The 25,738-nt window shown below is 72.9% G+C and carries 19 protein-coding genes; 15 read left to right on the forward strand and 4 right to left on the reverse strand.

Features of this window, described 5'->3' with window-relative positions:
- Positions 1-207 precede the first annotated feature (207 nt).
- A complete protein-coding gene (locus tag DQ239_RS13100; protein WP_233489171.1) occupies positions 208-1,401 on the reverse strand; it encodes a PP2C family protein-serine/threonine phosphatase in 1,194 nt (397 codons plus the stop codon).
- A 389-nt stretch (positions 1,402-1,790) separates the two neighbouring features.
- On the opposite strand from DQ239_RS13100, the gene DQ239_RS13105 reads away from it, so the two are divergent.
- The 13 genes from DQ239_RS13105 (at position 1,791) to DQ239_RS13165 (ending at position 17,353) form a co-directional block, all read left to right on the forward strand.
- Positions 1,791-3,398 (forward strand): methyl-accepting chemotaxis protein, encoded by a 1,608-nt coding sequence (locus DQ239_RS13105; RefSeq protein ID WP_113835035.1) that lies wholly within the window; start codon positions 1,791-1,793, stop codon positions 3,396-3,398.
- A gap of 325 nt (positions 3,399-3,723) precedes the next feature.
- Complete coding sequence (locus tag DQ239_RS13110) at positions 3,724-5,331, forward strand: methyl-accepting chemotaxis protein (protein WP_233489174.1); 1,608 nt, start codon at positions 3,724-3,726, stop codon at positions 5,329-5,331.
- A 400-nt stretch (positions 5,332-5,731) separates the two neighbouring features.
- The gene (locus DQ239_RS13115; RefSeq protein ID WP_348519331.1) at positions 5,732-7,291 is read left to right on the forward strand and encodes a methyl-accepting chemotaxis protein; all 1,560 of its coding nucleotides are present in this window, start codon (positions 5,732-5,734) and stop codon (positions 7,289-7,291) included.
- Positions 7,292-7,605: 314 nt separating this feature from the next.
- Positions 7,606-9,204, forward strand: a complete 1,599-nt coding sequence (locus DQ239_RS13120; protein ID WP_113834869.1) for a methyl-accepting chemotaxis protein — start codon at positions 7,606-7,608, stop codon at positions 9,202-9,204.
- Between the two features lie 151 nt (positions 9,205-9,355).
- Positions 9,356-11,764 (forward strand): chemotaxis protein CheA, encoded by a 2,409-nt coding sequence (locus tag DQ239_RS13125; protein ID WP_113834870.1) that lies wholly within the window; start codon positions 9,356-9,358, stop codon positions 11,762-11,764.
- Position 11,765: 1 nt separating this feature from the next.
- Positions 11,766-12,218, forward strand: coding sequence for a chemotaxis protein CheW (locus tag DQ239_RS13130; RefSeq protein ID WP_233489177.1), 453 nt, complete (start codon positions 11,766-11,768; stop codon positions 12,216-12,218).
- A 155-nt stretch (positions 12,219-12,373) separates the two neighbouring features.
- Positions 12,374-13,270, forward strand: a complete 897-nt coding sequence (locus DQ239_RS13135; RefSeq protein ID WP_113834871.1) for a hypothetical protein — start codon at positions 12,374-12,376, stop codon at positions 13,268-13,270.
- Positions 13,271-13,629: 359 nt separating this feature from the next.
- On the forward strand, positions 13,630-14,754 hold the full coding sequence (locus DQ239_RS13140; RefSeq protein WP_113834872.1) for a chemotaxis response regulator protein-glutamate methylesterase: 1,125 nt from the start codon (positions 13,630-13,632) through the stop codon (positions 14,752-14,754).
- Positions 14,751-15,575: a protein-glutamate O-methyltransferase CheR gene (locus DQ239_RS13145; protein ID WP_113834873.1), complete on the forward strand. Its 825-nt coding sequence runs from the start codon at positions 14,751-14,753 to the stop codon at positions 15,573-15,575. Before DQ239_RS13140 ends, DQ239_RS13145 begins: the two co-directional genes overlap by 4 nt.
- Positions 15,575-15,958 (forward strand): response regulator, encoded by a 384-nt coding sequence (locus DQ239_RS13150; RefSeq protein ID WP_113835037.1) that lies wholly within the window; start codon positions 15,575-15,577, stop codon positions 15,956-15,958. The genes DQ239_RS13145 and DQ239_RS13150 overlap by 1 nt, the downstream gene beginning before the upstream one ends.
- A 5-nt stretch (positions 15,959-15,963) precedes the next feature.
- A complete protein-coding gene (locus DQ239_RS13155) occupies positions 15,964-16,467 on the forward strand; it encodes a chemotaxis protein CheX (RefSeq protein ID WP_113835038.1) in 504 nt (167 codons plus the stop codon).
- A gap of 35 nt (positions 16,468-16,502) precedes the next feature.
- The gene (locus DQ239_RS13160) at positions 16,503-16,865 is read left to right on the forward strand and encodes a response regulator (protein WP_113834874.1); all 363 of its coding nucleotides are present in this window, start codon (positions 16,503-16,505) and stop codon (positions 16,863-16,865) included.
- Positions 16,862-17,353, forward strand: coding sequence for a hypothetical protein (locus DQ239_RS13165; RefSeq protein WP_113834875.1), 492 nt, complete (start codon positions 16,862-16,864; stop codon positions 17,351-17,353). Before DQ239_RS13160 ends, DQ239_RS13165 begins: the two co-directional genes overlap by 4 nt.
- Positions 17,354-17,438: 85 nt before the next feature.
- Here DQ239_RS13165 and DQ239_RS13170 read toward each other — a convergent pair whose 3' ends face one another.
- The 3 genes from DQ239_RS13170 to DQ239_RS13180 all read right to left on the reverse strand — a co-directional run bounded on the left by DQ239_RS13170 (position 17,439) and on the right by DQ239_RS13180 (position 20,006).
- A complete protein-coding gene (locus DQ239_RS13170; protein WP_113834876.1) occupies positions 17,439-17,900 on the reverse strand; it encodes an ATP-binding protein in 462 nt (153 codons plus the stop codon).
- A gap of 71 nt (positions 17,901-17,971) precedes the next feature.
- The gene (locus DQ239_RS13175) at positions 17,972-18,721 is read right to left on the reverse strand and encodes a ZIP family zinc transporter (protein ID WP_113834877.1); all 750 of its coding nucleotides are present in this window, start codon (positions 18,719-18,721) and stop codon (positions 17,972-17,974) included.
- Between the two features lie 91 nt (positions 18,722-18,812).
- Positions 18,813-20,006, reverse strand: coding sequence for an ATP-binding protein (locus DQ239_RS13180; protein ID WP_113835039.1), 1,194 nt, complete (start codon positions 20,004-20,006; stop codon positions 18,813-18,815).
- A gap of 174 nt (positions 20,007-20,180) precedes the next feature.
- Here DQ239_RS13180 and DQ239_RS13185 point away from each other — a divergent pair, with 174 nt between their 5' ends.
- Both DQ239_RS13185 and DQ239_RS13190 read left to right on the forward strand, forming a co-directional pair.
- On the forward strand, positions 20,181-20,552 hold the full coding sequence (locus tag DQ239_RS13185; RefSeq protein ID WP_113834878.1) for a phage holin family protein: 372 nt from the start codon (positions 20,181-20,183) through the stop codon (positions 20,550-20,552).
- A 54-nt stretch (positions 20,553-20,606) separates the two neighbouring features.
- A complete protein-coding gene (locus DQ239_RS13190; protein ID WP_113834879.1) occupies positions 20,607-25,577 on the forward strand; it encodes an NAD-glutamate dehydrogenase in 4,971 nt (1,656 codons plus the stop codon).
- Positions 25,578-25,738 lie beyond the last annotated feature (161 nt).

Here is a 25,738-nt window from a genome sequence, read left to right on the forward strand (position 1 = left end):
CCCGGCTGCCGCCCCGTCGCCATCCCGGCAATGGCGAGAACAATCCCGGCCGGCGTCGACATCGAGACCGTTATCGCTACGGGCCTGGGTACGCCGAAGAATTCACGGGTGGACGGACGGGAGCGCACGGCCATGGAGGCCGTGCGCTTCCTCGTCTCTCCGCGGGCTGCTGGACCCGACGAGTTCGGCAGGTCGGCGCCTCGTCGTTCAGCTGACCGGCGTCGCCACCGGCCGAGTGCGGAAGGCGATCAGGCACAGATCATCGGCCAGCGGGCCGCCAGCGAAGTCGGCGACCGCGCCCACCAACGCGTCGAGCACCTGATCGGCAGGTGCTCCACGGTGCTGGCGCACGACCGCGCGTGCTCGCTCCTCGCCGAAGAGCTCCAGTGGTCGGGACCGACGGCTCCGAACGGCTCGCCCTTCGGTGAGCCCGTCCGTGAAGAGCAGCACGCCGGCCCCCGGCTCGAGAAGGCCCTGTCCGGTCTCCATGCCGAGTGCCTCCCCGCCGAGTGTCTCCGCGCCGATGCCCAGTGGAGCGCCGACCCGTCCACCTTCGAGGGAGTCGCCGCTGTCGAGGCACCACGGGCGATCGTGGCCGGCTGCTGCCCAGGTGATGACGCATCTCGGTGGCGCGCTGATGTTCATGCAGATCGCCGTGACGAAGCGTTCAGTGGCCTGGCTCTGTTCGCGCAATGCGGCGTCGGCCAGCCGTAGCAGTTGGAGAGGGTCGCTGGTGTAGCGGGCGAAGGTGGCCAGCGTCGCACGGACGAACGCGGCCTGCCGAGCGGCCTCCAGGCCGTGTCCGACGACATCGCCGACGACCACGGTCGTGCTGCCGCCCGGCCCCTCTGTCACGAGGTAGAAGTCGCCGGCCAGTTCGCTGTCAGCCGGTGTGAAGGCCGCTGCGAAGTGCAGATGAGGTCGCGGTTCGATCTCCGATGGCGTGAGCGCCCGCCGGAGAGACGCGACCTCCGAGAGCTCCCTCTCCTGAGCGTGCAACTTCAGGGTGAGAGTGCGCTGGCGCCGCAGCGAGTGAGTCATCAGCAGGGCCATTCCGTAGAAGACGACTGCTCTGTTGAGGGTCGCGAACAGGAGATCGCCACCAGTCAGCGCGGTGCCGCCGCTGAGCAGCGCATCGAGCACGAATGCGGCCGTCGCGCCGGTAGCGGTCACCAGCCCGCCCACCAAGCCGAACCACGTGACTCCCCGGAGGACCGGGACCAGGCCGTACATGGACACCGCGAGTCCCGGCTGCTGAATGAAGCGGAGTGCGATGAACACGCCGACGAGCAGCAAGGCGACCAGTGAGGCACGCACGAGGCGCCGATGTGCGCCTCGCCACGACGAGACGAGCCGCTCGAGGACGCTACGTCGGGTACGCGGAGCTTCGCCGCCTGTCATCGGATACAGCGTAAACCGCCCACCCGAGGTGGCGGAAGCCAGTGCTCGGCCCCGGTCGGGCGGTAGGCGCAGAAGTCGGACCGACAGAGCACTTGTCGAGCTCGCCGCCCGCGGATCACCCGGTGGTCCGGGCGTCGCGTCCGGCGGCGTCGCGACGGCGTCGATCCCGTATTGCATACCGACCAAGAAATGCAGCCAAGTCGACTCGGGACAGGCGCTCGCTCGTCGATTTCTCTCGACCCGTGAGACACGACCAGCAAGCGATGTGTCCCTCGTTGGAGTGGCTCTACCTTGACCGCCTAGCCGACCGAAGGCGACAGGCAGAATGGGCGACGTGGCCCGTGATCCGGTCAGGCTCACCGTCCCGGCCACTTCCATTGGAGAACACGATGTCCTCGAACAAGGCTCTGACCCGAAAGACCGGTTGGTTCGCCGACCGCCCGGTCGCGGTCAAGATCGGAGCCGCCCTCGGCCTGCTGGGTGCGGTCGCGATCGGGCTGACCACCGTCGCGGTCGGGCAGATCAACCACCTCGCAGACGGAGAGGAGCGGCTGTACCAGGAGGAGGTCCTCCCGCTGGCGTCGCTGGCCGACATCCAGCGCTCGCTGCAGGGGGACCGCGCTCGCTACCTCACGTACACGTTCTCCGCCCCCGAGACGCGCACGGAGCTCACCGCCGAGCTGGCGGAGCGCAAGGAGGTGCTGAACCAGCAGCTGGCCGACTACGAGCAGCACGCCTCGACGCCGGAGAACTACGCACGGCTCGTGGGCCTGGTGGACAACTACTACGCCACGGTGCAGACCACGCTGGTGTCGGCCGCGGACCGCGGTGACCTGGCGGCCGCCGAGTCCGCAGCGGTGGGGCCGGTCCGGGAGGCCGTGGTCGCCGTGCTCGACGAGCTCGAGGCCGCGACCGACCGGAAGAACGCAGTCGCCGCCGAGGAGGCCGCCGAGGGCGAGCACGCCGCGAGCTTCGCCGTCGTCCTCCTGTGGTCGGTGCTGGGAGTCGGTGTGGCGCTCGCGGGAGCGCTTGGCTACCTGGTCATCAGGCAGATCACGCGCACCGCAGGCGCGGTCGAGACCTCCCTCAGGGCGCTGGCCGCCGGCGATCTGACCGCCGTTCCGGCGGTCAGCTCCAAGGACGAGCTCGGGCGCATGGCCGCCTCCCTCGTCGAGGCGCAGGAGTCGCTGCGCGAGGTGCTGTCGTCGGTCGTCTCCTCCGCGGATGCGGTGGCGGCGTCGTCGGAGGAGCTGTCGGCGTCCTCGGCCCAGATCTCGGCCTCGGCGGAGGAGACCTCCGCCCAGTCCGGTGTGGTGTCGAGCGCGGCGGAAGAGGTCTCGCAGAGCGTGCAGACCGTGGCCGCCGGCGCGGAGGAGATGGGCGCGTCGATCCGCGAGATCGCCACCAACGCCGCGGAGGCCAGCCAGGTGGCGGCCCGTGCGGTGACGGCCGCCGAGGCGACGACGGCGACGGTGGCGAAGCTCGGCGAGTCGAGCGCGGAGATCGGCAACGTCGTCAAGGTGATCACCTCGATCGCGGAGCAGACGAACCTGCTCGCGCTCAACGCCACCATCGAGGCGGCGCGGGCCGGCGAGGCCGGTAAGGGCTTCGCCGTCGTGGCCAACGAGGTCAAGGAGCTGGCCCAGGAGACGGCGAAGGCCACCGAGGACATCGCCCGCCGCGTCCAGTCCATCCAGGGCGACACCACCGCCGCGGTGGCCGCGATCGAGGAGATCTCGACGATCGTCGCGCAGATCTCCGACCGGCAGACCACCATCGCCAGCGCGGTGGAGGAGCAGACCGCCACCACGAACGAGATGAGCCGCTCGGTGCAGGAAGCGGCGGGTGGCACCACCCAGATCGCGGAGAACATCAGCGGCGTCTCCACCGCCGCGGAGTCCACCACGCAGGCGCTGACCCAGACCCGGACCGCCGTCGACGAGCTCTCCCGGATGGCCGCCGACCTGCGCAGCACGGTGGGCCGGTTCAGCTACTGACCGGACCCGTCCTCCTCGGACGGGACCACGTTCGGCACGACGGCCCCGCGACCATCCCGGTCGCGGGGCCGTCCTGCGTCGTGGGGTGCGGCCGGCTTCCTCGCAAATACTCATGTCGACAATTCCTGGACGGTCATCAGAAATGGCTGCATGGAATGTCGACTTCGTTGTCGAATCGTGTCGCACGAGTCCCACGACACACACGTGCACCTGCTTCCCCAGCCATTCTCGGCGGCTTATGTTTCGGCCCGTCGCCGGAGTTGTGCGGCGACCCGCCGCCGGGAATGGACCGGCCGGCCCCCTGACTGCGAAATGGATGTGTGCGGTGGCGAAGAACGGTGGTGCGCGGCGCTCACTGGCGAATGTGTCGGTGTCGCGCAAGATCCAGACGTCGGTAGCGGTGGCCGTCGTCACGGCGATCGCGGTCGGCACCGTCGGGGCGGTCGCCCTGGACCAGGCGGCCGGCGAGTTCGACGCGAGCTACCGGGAGAGCACCCAGGCCCTGGTGCAGGCCGAGGAGATGCGGGCGCAGCAGCTGACCATCCAGCTGAACCAGACCGCGCTCATGCTGCCGGGTGTCAGCGCGGAGAACAGGGAGGAGTGGACCGCGGGCGCGCAGGAGAGCAGCGCGGCGTTCCTGGCCGCGGCCGAGGAGTACGCCACCACCGCGCCGACCCCGGCCCAGGAGGAGCTGTCCGGGCAGGTGCTCGAGAACTACCGCGGGTGGAGCGAGGCGTTCGCCGTGGTGACCGAGGCGTTCACCGCCGGCGACCTGGCGACGGCCGCACCCGCCTACGCCGAGTCGCAGGAGTTCCAGGACGCGCTGCGCACGGGGATCACCGAGCTCGTCGACTCCGAGATCGCCGAGGCGCGTGCCTCGGCGGCAGACGTCTCCGCGACCAACGACCGCTCGCGGATCTGGTTGTTGGCGCTGGTCGCCGTCGGCACGGTCATCGCCACGGTCATCGGCCTGCTCGTCGCCCGCCGCATCCGCCGCAACCTGTCCGCGGTGCAGACCGTCGTGCAGGGGCTGGCCGAGGGCGACCTGACCCGCCGGACCGGCATCGTGCAGTCCGACGAGATCGGCCGCATGGCCGCCTCGCTCGACGTGGCGCAGGAGAGCCTCCGCCAGGTGATGGGCTCGGTCGTGGCGTCCGCCGACGCGGTCGCCGCGTCCTCGGAGGAGCTGTCGGCGTCGTCGGCGCAGATCTCGGCCTCCGCGCAGGAGACCTCCGCCCAGTCCGGGGTGGTGGCCGGCGCCGCTGACGAGGTGAGCCGCAACGTGCAGACCGTGGCCGCCGGAGCCGAGCAGATGGGTGCCTCGATCCGGGAGATCGCGTCGAACGCCGCCGAGGCGTCGGACGTCGCGGCCCGGGCCGTCACCGCCGCGGAGACGACGACGGCGACGGTCGCCAAGCTCGGTGAGTCGAGCGCGGAGATCGGCAACGTGGTCAAGGTGATCACCAGCATCGCCGAGCAGACCAACCTGCTGGCGCTCAACGCGACCATCGAGGCCGCGCGGGCCGGCGAGGCGGGCAAGGGCTTCGCCGTGGTCGCGAACGAGGTCAAGGAGCTCGCGCAGGAGACGGCCAAGGCGACCGAGGACATCGCCCGCCGGGTCGAGGCGATCCAGAAGGACACCGGGGCCGCGGTCGGCGCGATCGAGGAGATCTCGTCCATCGTCGCGCAGATCTCCGACCGCCAGACCACCATTGCCAGCGCGGTGGAGGAGCAGACCGCCACCACGAACGAGATGTCGCGCTCGGTGCAGGAGGCCGCCGACGGAGCCGGCCAGATCGCGGCCAACATCTCCAACGTGTCCGGCGCCGCCGACTCCACCACGCAGGCGCTGACCCAGACCCGCACCGCCGTCGACGAGCTCTCCCGGATGGCCGCCGACCTGCGCACCACCGTCGGGAGGTTCACCTACTGAGGAGGGGCCCTCATGACCCCGCGGGCCGCTGCGGGAGGGCCGATCTAGACCTTGGACGGGGTGGTCGCCGAACTCTGGCGGCCACCCCGTTTCGTCATGTCCACCCGGACCACCCTCGCCCTTGTCGGCCCGGTCGTGCTGAGGAGCGAAACGGGGAATACGTCGGCCGAGTCGACAAATGGGCATTGACGAGAAGGCTGGTGATTCATTTTCGAGACAACTCCGACACGAACCTGGATAGGCGTACCGGAGCGTCCGGAAAGCGGAGGATCGACCATGCCGCGGACCGTCGGGGATCCGCACGGTTCCCAGCGAGGAGAATTCCATGGCAGTGTCCGACGCGCCTGAGACGCCTCAATTCTCGAGGTCTCGGCTGTTGAACTGGTGGGCGGACTTCGGGGTGAAGACCAAAGTCCTCGTCGCGGTCGGCGTGGCGGCGACCGCCGCTGCCGCCACCGGTGTGGTGGGCAGCCTGGCTCTGAACACGGCCGCGCAGACGGCCGACGACCTGTACCACGACAACATCGTCAGCGCCGTCTCCATCGCGCAGATGATCGACGACGTCCAGACCCTCCGCGTCACGTCTCGGAATGCGGCACTGGCCATCGACCCGGCTCAGGCGCAGGAGGAACTGGACAAGGTCCCCGCCGTGGTCGAGCGCTACCACGCGGATGAGGCGTCCTACACGACGACCGGGATCACCGCGGAGAAGCAGGCAGTGATCGACGACGCGGCGGAGCGGCTGGACACCTGGCAGTCGTTCCTGGACTCGACCCTCGCACCCCTCGCGCTGGCAGGAGACGACGCCGGCTGGACCGAGGCCAACAGCTCCAACCTGCTGCTGACCGAGATCTCGGAGAGTCTCTCCGACCTGCGCGACCAGGAGAACCGCGCGGCGGAGGCTGCCGCCCAGGCCGCCGTAGACGACGCCGGCGATGCGCGGACGACCATGATCGTCCTGCTGGTCGGCGGCATCCTCGCCGCCGTGGGCACCGGCCTGTTCGTCGCGTGGGGTCTGGCCAAGGGCGTGCAGTGCCTCAAGGACGTCGCCGATGCCCTTGCGCAGGGTGACCTGACGCAGGCCAGTGCCTGGGGCACGCGGTGCGAGATGGGCCAGATGAGCGCCTCGCTCGACGCGGCCGTCCTCCACCTGCGGTCGGTCATCGGCTCGGTCGCCTCCTCGGCGGACGCCGTGGCCGCGTCGTCGGAGGAGCTGAGCGCGTCCTCGGCGCAGATCTCGGCCTCGGCCGAGGAGACCGCGGCGCAGTCCGGTGTGGTGTCGGGTGCGGCCGAGGAGGTGTCGCAGAGCGTGCAGACGGTGGCTGCGGGCGCGGAGCAGATGGGCGCGTCGATCCGGGAGATCGCGACCAATGCCGCGGAGGCCAGCGAGGTGGCTGCGCGGGCGGTGTCGGCGGCGGAGACGACGACGGCGACGGTGGCCAAGCTGGGGGAGTCCAGTGCGGAGATCGGCAACGTGGTCAAGGTGATCACCAGCATCGCCGAGCAGACCAACCTGCTGGCGCTCAACGCCACCATCGAGGCGGCCCGCGCCGGTGAGGCCGGCAAGGGCTTCGCCGTCGTGGCCAACGAGGTCAAGGAGCTGGCCCAGGAGACGGCGAAGGCGACCGAGGACATCGCCCGCCGGGTGCAGGCCATCCAGGGTGACACGACCGCGGCGGTGGCCGCGATCGGGGAGATCTCGGACATCGTTGCGCAGATCTCCGACCGGCAGACCACCATCGCCAGTGCGGTGGAGGAGCAGACGGCCACCACGAACGAGATGAGCCGCTCGGTGCAGGAAGCGGCCGGTGGCACCACGCAGATCGCGGAGAACATCACCGGCGTCTCGACGGCGGCCGACTCCACCACGCAGGCGCTGACCCAGACCCGGACCGCCGTCGACGAGCTCTCCCGGATGGCCGCCGACCTGCGCACCACCGTCGGGAGGTTCACGTACTGATCGACACCTGACCCACCGCGAGGGGGTGGCGGCCACTGCGGCCGCCACCCCCTCGTCGTGCTGCGGGCCGATCGGTGACGGTCAGCGGAAATGGCGCCATGTCGACACCCGAAAGGCGCTGACCGACCAATTCCGGAAATGTCGCGACAGGGTGTTTGAAAGCGACACCACCGGACTGGTCAGTGCCCTAATGTCTGCGTCACCGGAGCTGCGTCGCCATTCCGGACCGCACGCATTCCGGCCCAGCTGCCCGCCCGAATTCCCGCCGATCCGTCCGCGGGATGCACGAGAGAAGAACCGAGGACGTCACCACCATGAGAGCCCTGGGTCGTCTGACCCGCAACACGCCCATCGCCCGCAAGATCATCGCTGCCGTGGCCACGTCGGTGGTCGGGGGCGCGGTCGTCGGCGCGGTCGCGTTGAACGCGCTGTCGAGCGGCGCCGAGCAGGCCGAGCGGAGCTACCAGGAGAACACCCGGGGCCTGGCCGAGATCGCGGAGATGCGCTACCAGTTCACCCAGGCGCAGCTGCAGCAGGCGCTGGGCCTCCTGCAGGCGGCGACGCCGGGTGAGGCCACCCCCGCCGAGAAGCAGAGCGCGGCACTGGCGGCCCTCAGCGACGCGGGCGAGCGGTACCGGTCGGAGACCTCGCCGACGCCGTCCCAGCGGGAGATCCTCGACCAGCTGGAGGGCGAGATCGAGCAGAACGGGGTGATCCTCGAGGACCTGGTCGCCGCCTTCACCTCCGGTGACATGGCTTCCCTCGCCGGTCTGCAGTCGGAGCTCGCGGTGACCCAGGGGGCCATCGACCGGGACATCGCGGCCCTCCTGGACTCGGAGCTGGCCGACGGGCGGGCCGCGGCGGCGGACATCACGTCGACCGAGGAGCGCGCCACGACCGTGCTCGTCGTCCTGCTCGCGCTCTCCAGTGTGCTGGCGCTGGCCGTCGGGTACCTCGTCGCCCGCGGCATCCGGACCACGCTGGCGAAGGTGCAGGGGGTGGCCGAGCGCCTGGCCGAGGGCGACCTGACCCGGCCCACCGGCGTCGACCAGCAGGACGAGCTGGGCCGCACGGCGGCCGCGCTGGACTCCGCCCGCGAGAGCCTACGGCAGATGATGGCCTCGGTGGTGGCGTCCGCGGACGCCGTGGCCGCCTCGTCGGGTGAGCTGGAGGCGTCGGGCACGCAGATCTCGGCGTCGGCGCAGGAGACCTCCGCGCAGTCCGGCGTCGTCTCCTCCGCGGCCGAGGAGGTCTCGCGGAACGTGCAGACCGTGGCCGCGGGCGCGGAGCAGATGGGCGCCTCCATCCGGGAGATCGCGTCGAACGCAGCGGAGGCCAGCGAGGTGGCCGCCCGTGCGGTGACGGCGGCGGAGACGACGACCGCGACGGTGGCCAAGCTCGGCGAGTCCAGCGCGGAGATCGGCAACGTGGTGAAGGTGATCACGAGCATCGCGGAGCAGACGAACCTGCTGGCGCTCAACGCGACCATCGAGGCCGCCCGCGCCGGCGAGGCGGGCAAGGGCTTCGCCGTCGTGGCCAACGAGGTCAAGGAGCTGGCGCAGGAGACGGCCAAGGCGACCGAGGACATCGCCCGCCGGGTGGAGGCGATCCAGAAGGACACCGGTGCCGCGGTCGGCGCGATCGAGGAGATCTCGGCGATCGTCGCGCAGATCTCTGACCGCCAGACCACCATCGCCAGCGCGGTGGAGGAGCAGACGGCCACGACCAACGAGATGTCGCGCTCGGTCCAGGAGGCCGCCAGCGGGACGACGGAGATCGCCACGAACATCACCGGCGTCTCCGCCGCCGCGGGGGCCACGACCCAGGCGCTGGCCCGCACCCAGGCCGCCGCCGGGGAGCTGTCCCGGATGGCCGCCGGGCTCCGCACCACCGTCGGGGCCTTCACCTACTGATCCAGCCCGGCGGGGTCGTTCCCGACCGCCGGGTGCCGATAACACGACAGGCGGGTGCCGCCGGCGGATTCACCTTGACTCCGCCGGCGGGCCCGCCGATGACCCCATCGGACCGCTCAGTCCGGTCCGCAACGCGAGAGAGAAGGCAACGGTGGACGGTCTCGACGACATCGTCGAAGAGTTCCTGGTGGAGAGCCACGAGAACCTCGACCAGCTGGACTCCGACCTGGTGGCGCTCGAGCAGGAGCCGGACTCCCGGGAGCGGCTGTCCAGCATCTTCCGGACGATCCACACCATCAAGGGCACCAGCGGCTTCCTGGCCTTCAACCGGCTCGAGGAGGTCACGCACGTCGGCGAGAACATGCTCTCGCGGCTGCGCGACGGCGAGCTGGCCCTGACGCCGCACCGCACCAACGTGCTGCTGCAGATGGTCGACACCGTCCGCGCCCTGCTCACCTCCATCGAGGCCAACGGTGGCGAGGGCGACGTGGACGTGTCCGCGTGCGTCGCCGCCGTCACCGCGGCCATGGAGGACTCCCCCACCGCGGCCCCCGAGCCGGCGCCGGCCGCCGCGGCCGCCCCGTCGAAGGCCGCTGCCCCCGCCAAGGCCCCCGCCAAGGCTGCGGCCAAGGCCAAGACGCCCGCCAAGGCCCCGGCCAAGGCGGCGGCGAAGGCCCCCGCCAAGCGCGCTCCCCGTGCCCGGGCCGCCGTCCCCGCGCCGGCGCCGGTGCCCGCCGACGAGCTCATCGAGGACGTGACCCCCGCCGTGCCCGAGAACCTGCCCGAGGAGGCTCCCGAGGTCGCCGCGGCCGACGGCGCCACCGGACAGCCCCGCCGCGCCGTCGCCGACAGCACGATCCGGGTCGACGTCGACCTGCTCGACGAGCTGATGCTGCTCGTCGGCGAGCTGGTGCTCACCCGCAACCAGATCGTGCAGAACGTCGCCCGGCAGACCGACACGGACCTGATTCGCGCCTCCCAGCGGCTCAACCTCATCGCCAGCGAGCTGCAGGAGGGCGTCATGAAGACGCGCATGCAGCCGATCGACCACATCTGGTCGAAGCTGCCGCGCGTCGTCCGGGACCTCGGCCTCCAGCTGAAGAAGACGATCCGCCTGGAGATGGAGGGCCGGGAGACCGAGCTCGACAAGACCCTGCTCGAGGCCGTCAAGGACCCGCTGACCCACCTCGTCCGCAACTCCGTCGACCACGGCATCGAGGCGCCGGAGCTGCGCAAGGCCGCCGGCAAGCCCGCCGAGGGCGTGCTGACCCTCCGGGCGCGCCACGAGAGCGGCCAGGTCGTGGTCGAGGTGGCCGACGACGGCGCCGGAATCGACCCCGCCAAGCTCGGCGCCAAGGCCGTGCAGCGCGGCCTGGTCACCCCCGACGCGCTGGCCCGGATGAGCCCGGCCGACGTCCTCCAGCTGATCTTCCTCCCCGGCTTCTCCACCGCCGCCGCGGTCACCAACGTCTCCGGCCGCGGCGTGGGCATGGACGTGGTCAAGACCAACATCGAGGCCATCGGCGGCACCATCGAGGTCGAGTCCGACCCGGGCGTGGGCACCGTCTGCCGGCTCCGCATCCCGCTGACGCTGGCGATCGTCCCGGCGCTGACCGTGGAGTGCGCGAGCGACCGCTACGCCATCCCGCAGATCAGCCTGCAGGAGCTGGTCAGCCTGGACGCCGAGAAGGCCGCCAACGCCGTCGAGGAGGTCGGTGGCGCGCAGGTCTACCGGCTGCGCGGCGAGCTGCTCCCCCTCGTCCGGCTCACCGACGTCCTCGGGCTGACCTCCGAGCGGCACGACGGGCACGTGGTCATCGCGGTGCTCCGCTCCGAGGGCCGCCGCTTCGGCCTGGTGGTCGACCGGGTGATCAACACCGAGGAGATCGTCGTGAAGGCGGTCGGGGGGCAGCTCAAGGCGATCGGCCTGTACTCCGGCGCCACCGTCCTCGGTGACGGCACCGTGGCCCTCATCCTCGACGTGCAGGCCCTGGCTCGGCGCGCCCTGCGCACCGAGACCGCCGATCGGCAGGAGTCGCGGGCCTCGGTGAGCCAGGCGGCCGCGGCCGAGACCGAGCGGCAGCGGATGCTGCTGGCCTCCATCGGTGGCGGGCGGCGCGTCGCCATCCCCCTCGACACCGTCACCCGCCTCGAGCAGGTGAAGACCGAGACCGTCGAGAAGGTGGGCAACCGCGAGGTGGTGCAGTACCGCGGCGCGATCCTGCCGATCGTCCGCCTGGACCGGCACCTGGGCGCCTACGGCGAGAGCGACCGCGACGTCCTCGAGGTCATCGTCTACTCCGACCACGGCCGCAGCGTCGCCATCGCGGTCGAGGAGATCCTCGACATCGTCGACGGCGAGGCGGCGATCCGCAGCGACATCGACGACCTGGGCCTGCTCGGCTCGGCCGTCCTCGGCGACCGGGTCACCGAGCTGCTCGACGTCCGCGCCGCCATCCTCGCCGCGGACCCGGCGTTCTACTCGGCCCACCCCACCTCCCCCGCTCCCCACGACCACGCGACGCCCGCCGGCGTCCCCGGCTCCTTCCTGGAGGTCTGACGTGACCGCGACCGACTACGCGATGGCCTCGGCCACCAGCGGGCAGCTGGCCACCTTCCGCCTCGACGGCGACCTGTACGGCGTCGAGGTCGAGCACGTCCAGGAGGTACTGCGCAGCCAGCAGCTCACCCGCGTGCCCCTCGCCCCCAGCGCGGTGGCCGGCCTGATCAACCTGCGCGGCCAGGTGGTCACCGCCATCGAGCTGCGCGAGCGGCTCGGCCGCCCGGCCCGGCCCGAGGGCACCGACGCCGTCGTCATCGTCGTCCGCCTGGACGGCGAGGCGGTGAGCCTGCTGGTGGACTCGATCGCCGACGTCGTCGACGTGGACGCCGCCGACTTCGAGGCGCCGCCGGACACGCTCGAGGGCCAGGCGCGCGACCTGATCCGCGGCGCCTACAAGCTCGACGGCCAGCTGCTGCTGGCGCTGGACGTGCAGAAGGCGGTGAGCGCGTAGCCAGTCACGCTGCGCAGTCGGTCCATAACACAGACCGCCTGAACACGCGGCCGTCATCCCGGCAGGCTCCTGCCATGGGGTGACGGCCGCGTGGCGTTCCGCAGCCGTTGCCGCCAGCATGGGGGTGTCCGATCCCCTGTCCTGGAGGCGCTGCCGTGCCGTACACGCTGGTGAGCGCCGCCACGCTCGGGTTCGACCTCGTCCGGCTGCCCGCGGGCCGTGCCGTCGCAGGCGTGCTCCTGAGCGCCCTCCAGGCCGACGACGGCGCGCTGGCCCGGCTGGCCGCCGCCCACCCCGCCCGTGGCCTGGAGCGCGACCAGCGGCTCGTCGTGGCCGTCCGGTCCCGCCGGGCGCGCGAGCTGGCCGTCGCCGTGCCGCACGTGCGCAGCGCCGCCACCGGTGCGGACGCCGCCGGTGACCGGGCCGCCGTCCTGGTGCAGCAGCTCGAGCAGGGCACCATCGGCGACGCACCCACCCTGGAGCGGCTGCTGCGCGAGGACGTGCTGGGCGGCGAGCACCCGGCCGCCGGCCTGCTGGCCCCCGACCTGCTCGCCGAGGCCGCCGACGTGCTGGCCGACGCCGCCATCGGCTACTGGGCCGCCGGTGTGCTCCCCCCGCTCGTGCGACGCGAGCTCACCGCCTCCTTCGACCGGGTGGCCGACACCGCCCCCGTCGCCGGTCCCGAGACCCTCGACCTGGGCGCCGCGGGCGTCGAGCTCGCCGCCTTCCTCGACGTGCTGCGCGGCCTCGACGACGCCGGCCGGGCGCGCTGGCGGGCCGCGGTCGACGAGGGCCGCGCCGAACGGCGGCCGTGGGCGACGGCCATGCACGAGGCCTCCTGGGCGGCCCACGTGTCGGGGCGCACCCGCGTCCTGGCCACCGCCCAGCTGCACGCCGTCCAGGCCTTTCTCGACGGCGGGTTCGACCGGCACGACGGCGCGGCCGGCGCCTGGAACGCCGTGGCCGGCTGCGTGCAGGGCATCGCCATGGGCGACCTGCTCGGCGAGGGTGCGCTGACCGTCCTCCGCGCACCGCTCACCCGCTCCGCCTGAGCCTCCGCGGGCGTCGCCGACCGGCCGGCGCGAGCACCGCCGGCGGCTGAACGCGCAGGTCCGCGGCGCCCTCCGGGAATGGCGCCCGGTCACCGCCCCGCGATGTCGACAAGGCGCCGACATGCCTTTTCGACGGCCATTGATGCGGTGACCGGGGAATTGCGTAACGGTTCCGTCCGTCCCCTTTCCGAAACGGCTGTGACTGCCGATGCTTCTGGTGCGGATGAGACGCCGGGACGAGCCCGGGAATCGTTTGCAATGCACACAACCGATCCCGGTCAAGAAGTCGGGAAGCGGTGCCGATACTGCGGTGAACAGCCTGTCGGGCTGCATTCCGGCAGGAACCCAGGAGGACGCACGTGAACCCGATCCGGGTGATGGTGGTCGACGACTCGGTCGTCGTCCGCAAGATCGTGACCGACGTGCTGTCCGAGGACCGGGACATCGAAGTCGTGGGTACCGCCGTCAACGGCAAGGTGGCCCTGAGCAAGCTCGAGCAGCTCAAGCCCGACCTGGTGACGATGGACATCGAGATGCCGGAGATGAACGGCATCGAGGCGGTCCGCGCCATCCGGGCGAACCGCTCGCGCATCCCGATCATCATCTTCAGCACGCTCACCGAGCGGGGCGCCACGGCGACCCTGGACGCCCTCTCCGCCGGCGCGAACGACTACGTCACCAAGCCGGCCAACGTCGGCAGCGTCGCGCAGTCGATGGAGAGTGTCCGCGAGCAGCTCATCCCCAAGATCAAGGCGCTCACCGGCCGCCCGGTCACCACCGGCCCCGTCCGCGCGGCCGCGCCCGTCGCCCCGCCGCGCCCCGCGGCGCCGCGCAGCGCCCCGAACAAGAAGCCCGCCGTGCTCGTCATCGGGTCCTCGACCGGGGGGCCCGAGGCGCTGTCCAAGCTCGTGCCCCAGCTGCCGGCCTCGCTGCCCGTGCCGATCCTGCTGGTCCAGCACATGCCCCCCGTGTTCACCCGCCAGTTCGCCCAGCGCCTCGACCGGCTCTCGGCGCTGCGCGTGGTCGAGGCGGGCGACGGCACCCCGCTGCAGCCCGGCACCGTCCACCTGGCCCCCGGCGATCACCACCTGGTGGTGCGCCCCGGCCGTGGCTCCCACCACACCACCGCCCTGCACCAGGGCCCGCCCGAGAACTTCTGCCGCCCCGCCGTCGACCCGCTGTTCCGCTCGGCCGTGGCCGCCTACGACGGCGCCGTCCTGGGAGTCGTCCTCACCGGCATGGGCGCCGACGGGCGCAACGGGTCCGGCGAGATCCGCGCCCATGGCGGCAGCGTGCTGGCCCAGGACCAGGCCACCTCGGTCGTCTGGGGCATGCCGGGTGCGGTCAGCCAAGCCGGCTTCGCCGACGAGATCCTGCCCCTCGACCGCATCGCCGACGCCATCCAGCGGCACCTCTCCGGTGTCGTCCCCACCCGCCTCCCCGCCGTCGCCGGTGCGACCGCCCTGACCGGAGGGATCCGATGACCCTGACCACGACCAGCTTCGACTGGGTGCGCCAGCTGGTGCACCGCGAGAGCGCCATCGTGCTCCAGCCCGGCAAGGAGTACCTGGTGGAGGCCCGGCTGCTGCCGATCGCCCGCCGGGCCGGGCTCGCCGACGTCTCCCAGTTCGTGGAGAGCGTGCGCACCCGCCCCAGCCCGGACAGCACCCGCGCGATCGTCGAGGCCCTGACCACGAACGAGACCTCGTGGTTCCGCGACGGCGACCCCTTCACGGCGCTCACGTCCACGGTGCTGCCGTCGCTGCTGGCGGCCCGCGGCCCGAGCGAGCGGCTGCAGATCTGGTCGGCGGCCTGCTCGAGCGGGCAGGAGGCCTACACGATCGCCATGCTGCTCGAGGACGCCCTGCCCAGCGCCGCGTCGCGGGTCTCGATCACCGCCACCGACATCTCGCGGGAGATGGTCGAGCGCACCCGCGCCGGGCGGTTCAGCCAGCTCGAGGTCAACCGCGGCCTGCCCGCGCCGATGCTCGTGCGGCACTTCGTGCGGGCCGGCACCGAGTGGGAGGTCACTCCCCAGCTGCGCCGCATGGTCACCGCCTCGGAGTGCAACCTCGCCGCGCCGCTGCCGCGGATGGGCCCGTTCGACGTGGTCTACCTGCGCAACGTCCTCATCTACTTCGACCTGCCCACGAAGCAGGCGATCCTCCGCCGGGTGCGCGACGTCATGCGCCCCGACGGCTGGCTGTTCCTGGGCGCGGCGGAGACCACGCTCGGGGTGGACGACTCCTGGGAGCGGGTCGTCGTCGGCCGCAGCTCCGCCTACCGCCCGTCGAAGGGGAAGTGATGCGTGCTCTGGTGATCGACGACTCCCGCGCGATGCGCCGGATCGTCTCGGGAATCCTGGAGGGCCTCGGCTACGAGACCCAGCAGGCCGGCCACGGCCGGGAGGGCTTGGACGTCCTGGAGGGCGGCTGGCTCCCCGAGCTGGTCTGCGTGGACTGGAACATGCCGGTGATGGACGGGCTGCAGTACGTCTCCGCCGTCCGCTCCAACCCGGCCTGGCGCTCGATGACGATCATGATGGTGACCTCGGAGAGCGAGCACACCCAGATCGTCCGCGCCCTGGCCGCCGGCGCCCACGAGTACGTGATCAAGCCGTTCACGGCCGACGCCATCCGCGACAAGCTCGCGCTGCTCGGCCTGCTCCCCCAGGAGGTGGTCCTGTGACCGCGATGGACACCGGCGAGCGCCGTCGCACCGGTGAGGCCCGTCCGCTCATCACGGAGCTGATCGACGAGACGACCGTGGAGTCGGTCGCCCAGGAGGCGTGGATCTCCCTGGTCGGTGAGGAGGAGCTGCTCGTCCCGCTGCCGGGTGAGCCCGTCACCGACCCGGTGTCCAGCTGGGTGGACGTCGTCGGGCCCTGGACCGGCAGCGTCGTCCTCACCACCGGCCGCCGCACCGCGGAGGAGCTCACCCGCGCGTTGCTGCGCGAGCACTCCCCCGAGGTGCTCGAGGACGAGGACGTCGCCGACGCGTTCGGCGAGATCGCCAACGTGGTCGGCGGCAACGTCAAGGCCGCGCTGCCCGGATCCTCGGGCCTGAGCCTGCCCGACGTCGGGGAGGCGCCCGCCGTCCGCAACCCCGAGGACGTCTGCCGGGCCGATCTGCTGTGGCGCGGCCAGCCCATCTCCATCTCCGTGCAGGGCGCGCTCCCGCCGCTCCCCGCCCACTGACCCAGCACCGACTGCCAGAAGAACGAGGTACCGCTGTGAAGATCCTGATCGCCGACGACAGCCGCGTCATGCGGCAGATCGTCATCCGCACCCTCCGCCAGGCGGGGTTCGACGGCCACGAGATCGTCGAGGCCGAGGACGGCGCCGACGCGCTGGCCAAGGTCGGGTCGGAGACGCCGGACCTGGTGCTGTCGGACTGGAACATGCCGAACATGACCGGGATCGAGTGCCTGCAGGCGCTGCGCTCGTCCGGCTCCAGCGTGCCCTTCGGGTTCGTGACCTCGGAGGGGTCCCCGGAGATGCGGGAGAAGGCGGCCAACGCCGGCGCCCTGTTCCTCATCGCCAAGCCGTTCAACGAGGACACCTTCAGCGAGGCGCTGAGCGGGGTGATCGCATGACCGCCGCCGGCACCGTGCCGCTGCCCGCGGCCAAGGACGTCCGCGACATGCTCACCGGCCTGGTGGGCAAGCCCGTCACCGTCAACCCGGGAGCCCCGGTCACCCCGACCCCGGACCGCCCCGTCTCCGTGGCCGTGTACGTCGACCCGCAGATGGCGGTCAACGCCCTGTGCCTGATGGACCTGGGTGCGTCGGCCTACACCGGGGGCGCGCTGGCCCTGCTGCCTCCCGGCGGCTGCCAGGACGCCGTCGAGGAGGACGGCGAGCTGACCGGCATGCAGCTCGAGGCGCTGCACGAGGTGGTCAACGTGCTCGCGGCGTTGTTCAACGCCGAGGGCGCACCGCACTCGAAGCTGCACAAGCTCTACGCTCCGGGCGAGGAGCTGCCGGGTGACCTGGCCGGCATGCTCGCCGCGTTCAACCGGGTGGACCTCGCCATCGAGATCCCCACCTACGGCAAGGGCGCCCTCAGCCTCGTCCTGCCCTGACACCGTCGTCCTCCGGACGACACCACAGACGCCCCGGGGCGGCGCCGGAACCCAGGTTCCCGCCGCCCCGGGCGCATGTCCGGGGTCAGGCCGGCACGGGCTCCTGGTGGGCCGCCTCGCTGGGCATGCAGGCCCACACGTGCTTGGTGCCCGCGTCGACGTACCAGCCGTGCGCGACGGACAGTTTCGCCACCAGGTGCAGCCCCATGCCGCCCAGTGCGGGATCGCGGCCGACGGCCGGCGCCGGCATCGCCTCGGGGGCGCGGTCGCTGACATCGAGCAACCAGCCCCCGGTGCCCGCGATGACCGTCGCGACCACCGGGGACTCCCCGTGCCGCAGCGCGTTCGAGGCGAGCTCGTCGAAGGCCATCACCAGCTGCTGGCCGGACTCGTCGTCGTCCTCCGGCGGAACACCGGCCGAACCGAGCCTGGCCCGCAGGCCGGCTCGGGCGGCGGGCAGCTCGCGCAGTGCCCGGAGGTCCCAGCGCCACACCTCGCCGCGACCGTCCGGCAACGGCTTCAACGGCCACGACAGTCGACGCCCCATGGCTCCTCCTCGGTTGCCCTCTGCTGGACATCCGCAGGGTTTCCCCGAACGGCGGAACGGAAACGGGCCGTTCAGGCCAGCTCGATCGCGAAGGCGACGAGGAAGCCCAGGGAGGTGATCAGCCCGGTCCAGGTCCGGGTGTGATCGAAGGCCTCCGGGATCATGGTGTCGGCGATCATGGTGAGGATCGCGCCGGCCGCGAGCGCGGTGATCACCGCGATGACCTCCGGTGACGCCGAGCCCAGGGCGGCGTAGCCCACGAGCGCGGACAGCCCGCTGGCCAGCGCGATGCCGCCCCAGACGCCGAAGACGTAGCGCGCCGAGCGCCCGCTGCGCTTCATGCCCGCCGCGCTCGACAGCCCCTCGGGCACGTTGGAGATGACGACCGCGGCCAGCACCGGCAGGCTCACCCCGCCGCCACCCAGCAGGCCGATCCCCAGGACGACGGACTCGGGAACGCCGTCCAGGAGCGCCCCGACCGCGATGGCCGCCCCGCTGCCCGACTGCTCCTCCTCCGAGGGCTGCTGGCCCTGCGACCGCTTGCGGTGGCGGGCGCCGTGCCGGGCCAGGGCGGCGTTGGCGCCCAGGTAGGCCACCGCCCCGCCGAGGAAGCCGATCGCGGTCGGGCCCAGGCCACCGGTCTCCGCGGCCTCCTCCATCAGGTCGAAGGCGACGGCGGAGACCAGCACGCCCGACCCGAACGCCATGACACCGGCCACGACGGCCTGCGGCACCCGGACGAACCAGGCCACCGCCGCCCCGACCACCAGGGCCGCCCCGCCCAGCAGCCCCCACAGCCCCGCGTCCACCCATTCCGGCACGAGCCGGTGCCTTCCCGGCGGAAGGGTTCCCCAACCCGGCCTCCTGCAGGGACCTACCGCGAGGGCAGGAGGTCCTTCCGGGGGTCCTCCTTCAGTCGGGGTGGCGCAGCAGGTAGCGGCCGAAGTGCGGCACGGTGAAGGCGATCTGGCCGCGCTCGGCGGAGTACACGAGCCCCTTCTTGATCAGCGAGTCCCGCGCGGGGGAGAGCGACGCCGGCTTGCGGCCCAGCGAGACGGCGACCTCCGACGTCGCCACGGCCGCGCCCTGCGGGCCGCCGAGTTCCGCCATGGCGCGCATGTACTCCCGCTCGGCGGGGGTGGCGCGGTCGTAGCGGGAGCCGAAGAAGCCGACGGCCAGCTCGGTCTCGGCGACCGGTGCGGCCATGGCGACGTCGTCGGCGGTGATGGGGGAGGAGGCGGCGACGTCCCAGGTGACCTTGCCGTAGGCCTGGACGAAGTAGGGGTACCCGTCGGCCGCCTCGTACAGGGCGTCGAGGGCGCCGGGGGCGAACTCCACACCCTCGCGCTCGGCCGGGGCGATCAGCGCGCGGTCGGCCGCGTCGCGCTCCAGTCGGTCGATGCGCAGGTAGCGGAACAACCGCTCCGAGTAGCTCTTCGAGGCCGAGAGCACGGCGGGCAGGTGGGGCAGGCCCGCCCCGACGACGATCAGTGGCGCGCCCTGCTGGGACAGCTCGTGGCAGGCGGCGCAGATGGCGGAGACGTCGTCGGGCTGCACGTCCTGCATCTCGTCGATGAACAGCGCGATCCCGCTGCCGATGTCGGCGGCCACCCCGGCGGCGTCGCTGAGCAGCTCGACCAGGTCGATCTCCATGTCCCCGGAGTCGGCCCGGCCCACGGCGGCCGGGACGTCGATGCCGGCCTGCCAGCGGTCGCGCACCTTGGCGTCGGCCGGGTTCACCCGCGAGGCGAAGGCCTTGACCACGCCGAGCACCTCGGCCACGGACTCCTGGTCCCCGTGCCGGGGGCCGAGCTCGCGCAGCGCCATGTGCAGGGCCGAGGAGACCGGCCGGCGCAGCGACTGGTCGGGGCGGGCCTCGATCTTGCCGGTGCCCCAGCCGCGGGAGATGGCCGCCGAGCGCAGCTGGTTGAGCAGCACCGTCTTGCCGACGCCGCGCAGCCCGGTCAGCACCAGCGAGCGTTCGGGGCGGCCGTGCGCGATCCGCTCGAGCACCACGTCGAACGCGGACAGCTCGGTGTCCCGGCCGGCGAGCTCGGGCGGGCGCTGGCCGGCGCCGGGGGCGTAGGGGTTCCGCACCGGATCCATGTCGAGCACGGTATGCCGTCGTCTAGCGGTCGCCCTAGACATCCGTAGAACGATCTATCGCGTGTCGCGCCGCGCCGTCGAGGTCCGTCTCGCGCTGTCTCGGACCAGCGCTAGACGGCCCTAGTCACGCCGAGATCCCCCGGTCAGGTTCGCCCGGGCGCTAGCGTCGGCGGCGTGATCAGGTTCGCCTTCAAGGTGGCCGTCCTCGGCGCGGTCCTCTACGCGCTGACCTACTTCGACGTGCTCCCGGGCCTGGACATCGTGCCGAACCCCGACGGGCCGCTGGGGGAGTACGGCACCTACCTGTGGATCGGGCTCATCTTCGGCGTGGTCAACGCGATCGTCGGACCGGTGCTGAGGCTGCTGTCGCTGCCGTTCGTGGTGCTCACCCTGGGCCTGTTCCTGCTGGTGGTGAACGCCGCGCTGCTCGGCCTGACCGCCGCCCTCACCGACCGGCTCACCATCGACGGCTTCGGCACCGCGGTGCTCGGCGGGCTCATCCTCGCGCTCGCCGGGTGGGCGGCCGACCAGGTGCTGGACAACTGAGCGGACCGCCGCGTCGCCGCGCTCCAGCTCACCCCGAGCAGTAGCGTCGCGCGCATGCCGAGCCCCACCGGCGTCGTCCCGGGCATTCCGGACGGCGGCACCGCGACCGGCTCGCTGACCGAGCTCGCCGCCCTGGAAGCGGCCCGCGACGAGAAGCGCCGCCTCCTGGAGAAGGCGGCGCGGGCCGCCGTCGACGACCTGGGCCCCGACGCCCGGTACCCGGCGGGCTGCACCGCGGAGGACCTGCCGGCGCTGATGCGGCGCTACTACGGGAGCGAGCCCGCCGCCGAGGTGCTCGGCCGCGAGCCGCGCGAGCTGGCCGACCTCGTCCTGGGGCACGTGACCGCCGCCGGCACCCGGCCCCCGGGCGCCGCGCTGGTGGACGTCCACCGGACCGAGGCCGGCATCCCCGTCATCCGGCTGGCCACCGACGACATGCCGCACCTGGTCGACTCCGTCACCGCCGAGGTGGTCCGGCAGGGCGTCGGGATCGCGCACGTCGTGCATCCGGTGCTCGTGGTGCGCCGCGACGTCCGCGGCCGGCTCCTGGCGTTCTGCGACAGCGGCGACCCCGACGGCTGCGGCGCCGACGCGCTCGCCGAGTCCTGGATGGCGGTCGTGCTCGACGGGCCGCTGGACGACGAGGCGACCGCCGACCTGGTCACGGGCCTGCGCACCGTGCTCGACGACGTCCGCGCCGTCGACGAGGACGGACCGCGGCTGCGCGCCCGGTTGCTCGACCTCGCCGGAGCGCTGGAGGCGCAGGCCGGCGACGCCGCCCCGCCGGCCGGCGCGGATCCCGCCGACGACCCGGCGGAGGCGGCGGCGCTGCTGCGCTGGCTGGCCGACGGCAACCTCGTCCTCCTCGGCGCCCGCGACGTCGACATCGCCACGGGGGAGGAGGCCCCGGGCGTCCGGCCCGTGCCCGGCAGCGGGCTGGGCGTGCTGCGCAGCGACACCGACCAGCGCGGGCCCGCCTCGCCCCCGGAGGCCGCGCAGGTCCCCGGCCGACACCTGCTCACCGTCACGAAGGCCGACGCGCGCTCGTCGGTGCACCGGCGGGCCTGGCTCGACCTGGTCGCCGTGACGCTGCCGCGCGGCGACGGGTACCGGCAGCACCGCTTCGTCGGTCTGTTCCCGTCGTCGGCCTCCTCGGCCAGCGTGCTCGACGTGCCCCTCGTGCGGCGGCGGGCCGCGGAGGTCATCGCCCGCTCCGGCGTGCCCGCCGACAGCCACACCGGCAAGGAGCTGCTCGAGGTCCTGGAGACCTATCCCCGGGACGAGCTGCTCCAGGTCGGCACCGACGAGCTGCTGCCGGTCGCCGACGCCGTCCTGCACCTGCAGGAGCGGCGGCAGACCCGGCTGTTCCTGCGCCAGGACCCGACCGGCCGGTTCTGGTCGGCCGTGGTCTACCTGCCGCGCGACCGGTACACGACCGAGGTACGCACCCGCATGCAGCAGCTGCTGCTGGAGCGGCTGGGCGGCACGAGCATCGAGTACACCGCCCGGTCGACCGAGTCGGTGCTGGCCCGGCTGCACTTCGTCGTCCGCCTGCCGGCGGGCCGGACCGGCCGCCCCGGACCGACGGCGGTGGATCCCGACGCGCTGCAGGCCGAGCTGGCCGCGGCCGCCCGCAGCTGGACCGACGACCTCGCCGACGCGCTGGTCGCCCGGCACGGGGCCGACGGCGAGCAGCTGTTCGCCCGCGTCGCCGACGCCTTCCCGGCCGCCTACCAGGACGACTTCCCGGCGGAGCGGGCCGTCGACGACCTGGCCCGGCTCGAGGGCCTGGCCCCCGGGCAGCTGGCGCTGCGGCTGTGGACGCCGTCCGGCGCCGGCCCGGGCGAGCGCCGGCTGACGGTCTACCGCGTGGGGGAGCGGCTGCTGCTGTCCGACGTGCTGCCGCTGCTGCAGAACATGGGCGTCTCCGTCGTCGACGAGCGGCCCTACGAGATCGACCGGATCGGGGGCGCGCGGTCCTGGGTCTACGACTTCGGCGTCGCCGTCCCCGCGGTCGACCTCCCCCTGCTGCGCTCGCTGCCCGCGCGGTTCACCGACGCCCTGGGCGCGGTGTGGCGCGGCGACGCGGAGGACGACGGCCTGGGCGCGCTGGTGATGCTGGCCGGGCTGAACTGGCGGCAGGTCGGCGTCGTGCGGGCCTACGTGCAGTGGCTGCGCCAGGCCGGGCTGCCGTTCAGCCAGGCCTACGTCGAGTCGGCGCTGGCCGCCCATCCCGACGTCGTGTCGCGGCTGGTCGCCCTGTTCGAGGCGCGGTTCTCCCCGCGGACCACGGGGGACCGCGACGAGCGGCAGGCCGTGCTCGCCGGCTCGCTGCGCCGGTCGATCGGCGAGGTCGAGTCTCTGGACGCCGACCGCGTGCTGTCCTCGCTCCTGGCCGCCATCCTCGCCACCCAGCGCACCACCTACTACGCCATGTCCGCGCCGCCCCACCCCGTGCTGGCGCTCAAGCTCGACCCGGCGTCGGTGCCCGACCTGCCCGAGCCGCGCCCGGCCCGCGAGGTGTGGGTGAGCTCCCCGCGGGTGATGGGCATCCACCTGCGCTTCGGCGCCGTCGCCCGCGGTGGGCTGCGCTGGTCCGACCACCGCGAGGACCTCCGCACCGAGGTCCTCGGCCTGGTCAAGGCGCAGATGGTGAAGAACACCGTCATCGTGCCGACCGGCGCCAAGGGCGGGTTCGTGGTCAATCGGCCGCCCGCCGACCCCTCCCGCGAGGCGCAGCTGGCCGAGGGTCAGGCCTGCTACAAGATCTTCATCGGCGCGCTGCTGTCGCTCACCGACAATCTGGTCGACGGCGCCGTCGTCCCCGCCGAGCGCGTCGTCCGGCACGACGGCGACGACAGCTACCTGGTGGTCGCCGCCGACAAGGGGACGGCGACCTTCTCGGACCTGGCCAACTCGATCGCGGTCGAGCGCGGCTACTGGCTGGGCGACGCCTTCGCCTCCGGCGGCTCGGTCGGCTACGACCACAAGGCCATGGGCATCACCGCCCGCGGCGCCTGGGAGTCGGTGACCCGCCACTTCCGCGAGCTCGACCTCGACGTGCAGCGGCAGGACTTCACCGTCGTCGGCGTCGGCGACATGTCCGGCGACGTGTTCGGCAACGGCATGCTGCTGTCCGAGCACATCCGGCTGCTGGCGGCCTTCGACCACCGGCACGTCTTCGTCGACCCCTCGCCCGACGCGGCGACGTCGTTCGCCGAGCGCCGGCGGCTGTTCGACCTGCCGCGCTCCTCGTGGGCGGACTACGACCCCGCGCTGATCAGCGCCGGGGGAGGGGTGTGGCCGCGGACGGCGAAGTCGGTGCCGGTCTCCGCGCAGATGCGGGAGGCGCTGGGTCTGGCCGAGGGCATCAGCGCGCTGAGCCCGGAGGAGCTGATCCGCGCGATCCTGCTGGCCCCGGCCGACCTGCTGTTCAACGGCGGCATCGGCACCTACGTGAAGGCGGCGGTCGAGAGCGCCGCCGACGTGGGGGACAAGGCCAACGACGCGGTCCGGGTGGACGGCGGCCAGCTGCGGGTGCGGGTCGTGGGCGAGGGCGGCGACCTCGGGCTGACCCAGCGCGGCCGGATCGAGTACGCGCTGGCCGGCGGGCGGGTGAACACCGACGCCATCGACAACTCCGCGGGCGTCGACACCTCCGACCACGAGGTCAACATCAAGATCGCGCTGAACAGGGTGGTCGCCCGCGGTGCGCTGGACGCCGAGCACCGCGCGGCGCTGCTGGAGGAGATGACCGAGGAGGTCGCCGCCGCCGTCCTCACCGACAACCACGCCCAGAACGCGAGGCTGGCCGCCGAGACCGCCTCGGCGCGCAGCCTCCTGGACGCCCACCAGCGCTTTCTGCGGGCGCTGGAGCGCTCCGGTCGGCTGCAGCGGGCGGTGGAGGCGCTGCCCGACGACCGGCAGCTGGGGGAGCGGCGCCGGGACGGCCAGGGGCTGACCAGCCCCGAGCTCTCCGTGCTCCTGGCCTACGCCAAGCTGGACACCGACGCCGCCGTGCTGGGCTCCTCGCTGCCCGACGACCCCGCGCTGGACCGGCTGCTGGTCGACTACTTCCCCCGGGCGCTGCGCGAGCGCTTCCCCGAGGACGTCGCCGCCCACCCGCTGCGCCGCGAGATCGTGGCGACCGCGCTGACCAACCGCGCGGTCAACGTCGCCGGGGTGACCGGCCTGTACCGGCTCGCGGAGGAGAGCGGGGTGCCGCCGGCGACCGTGGTGCGCGCGCACGCCGTCGCGCGCGCGGTCTTCGACGTCGACCGGATGTGGGACGCCGTCCGGCCGCTGGACAACCGGGTGCCCGCCGCCGTCCAGGTGGAGCTGCGCGGGGAGGCGACCCGGCTGGCCGAGCGCGGCGCGCGCTGGCTGCTGCGTCAGCGGGACGTGACCGCGGAGCCGCCGCTGCCCCTGGGTGCCGTGACGGACCGGTTCGGTCCCGCGGCCGCGACCGTCCGCGCCGGGCTGCCGGGCTGGTTGCTGGGTGCCGAGGCCGAGGCCTACGCCGCGCGGGCCGGCCGGCTGCGCGACGCCGGGGTGCCCGGCGAGCTGGCCGACGAGATCGCCGCCGCCCCGCTGATGCCCGCCGCCCTCGACCTGGCCGTCGTCGCGGAACGCACCGGTGCGCCCGTGGAGCTGGCCGGCCGCGTGCTGCAGTGCCTGTCCGAGCGGCTCGGCCTGGTGCCGCTGCGGGAGCTGGTCATCGCCCTGCCGCGCGACCGGCGCTGGCCGTCCATGGCCCGGGCCTCCCTGCGCGACGACCTGGCCCTCGAGCAGGCCTCCCTCACCGAGGACGTGCTCGGCCTGCGCAGCCGGGACGACGAGGACCCGCACGCGCTGGTCGCGACCTGGGCCGACACCTGGGACGCGGCGCAGGGGAGGGCCGCCGCGCAGCTCGCCGACATCGCCGGGGGTGACCGCCAGGAGCCGGCCGAGCTGCTGGTCGCGGTCCGCACCCTGCGCGGGCTGCGCCGCCGTCGCGAGGCGCGCCGCCTTCCCCGCCCCGTCTGAGGCGGTATGGGGCTGCCCTTTCCGCCTAACCATGCGAACTCGGGGCCATCGACCGTCGATGGCCACGACATCGCATGGTTCGGCGAGGGCGGGCGGCTCCATGGCATCGTCTCAGGCCGTCTAGCTCTGCTGCTAGAGAGCGGTAGAGGGGGCCAGAGGGA

It is taken from the genome of Blastococcus sp. TF02-09, assembly GCF_003319105.1.
In the GTDB taxonomy this organism is placed as follows: domain Bacteria; phylum Actinomycetota; class Actinomycetes; order Mycobacteriales; family Geodermatophilaceae; genus Blastococcus.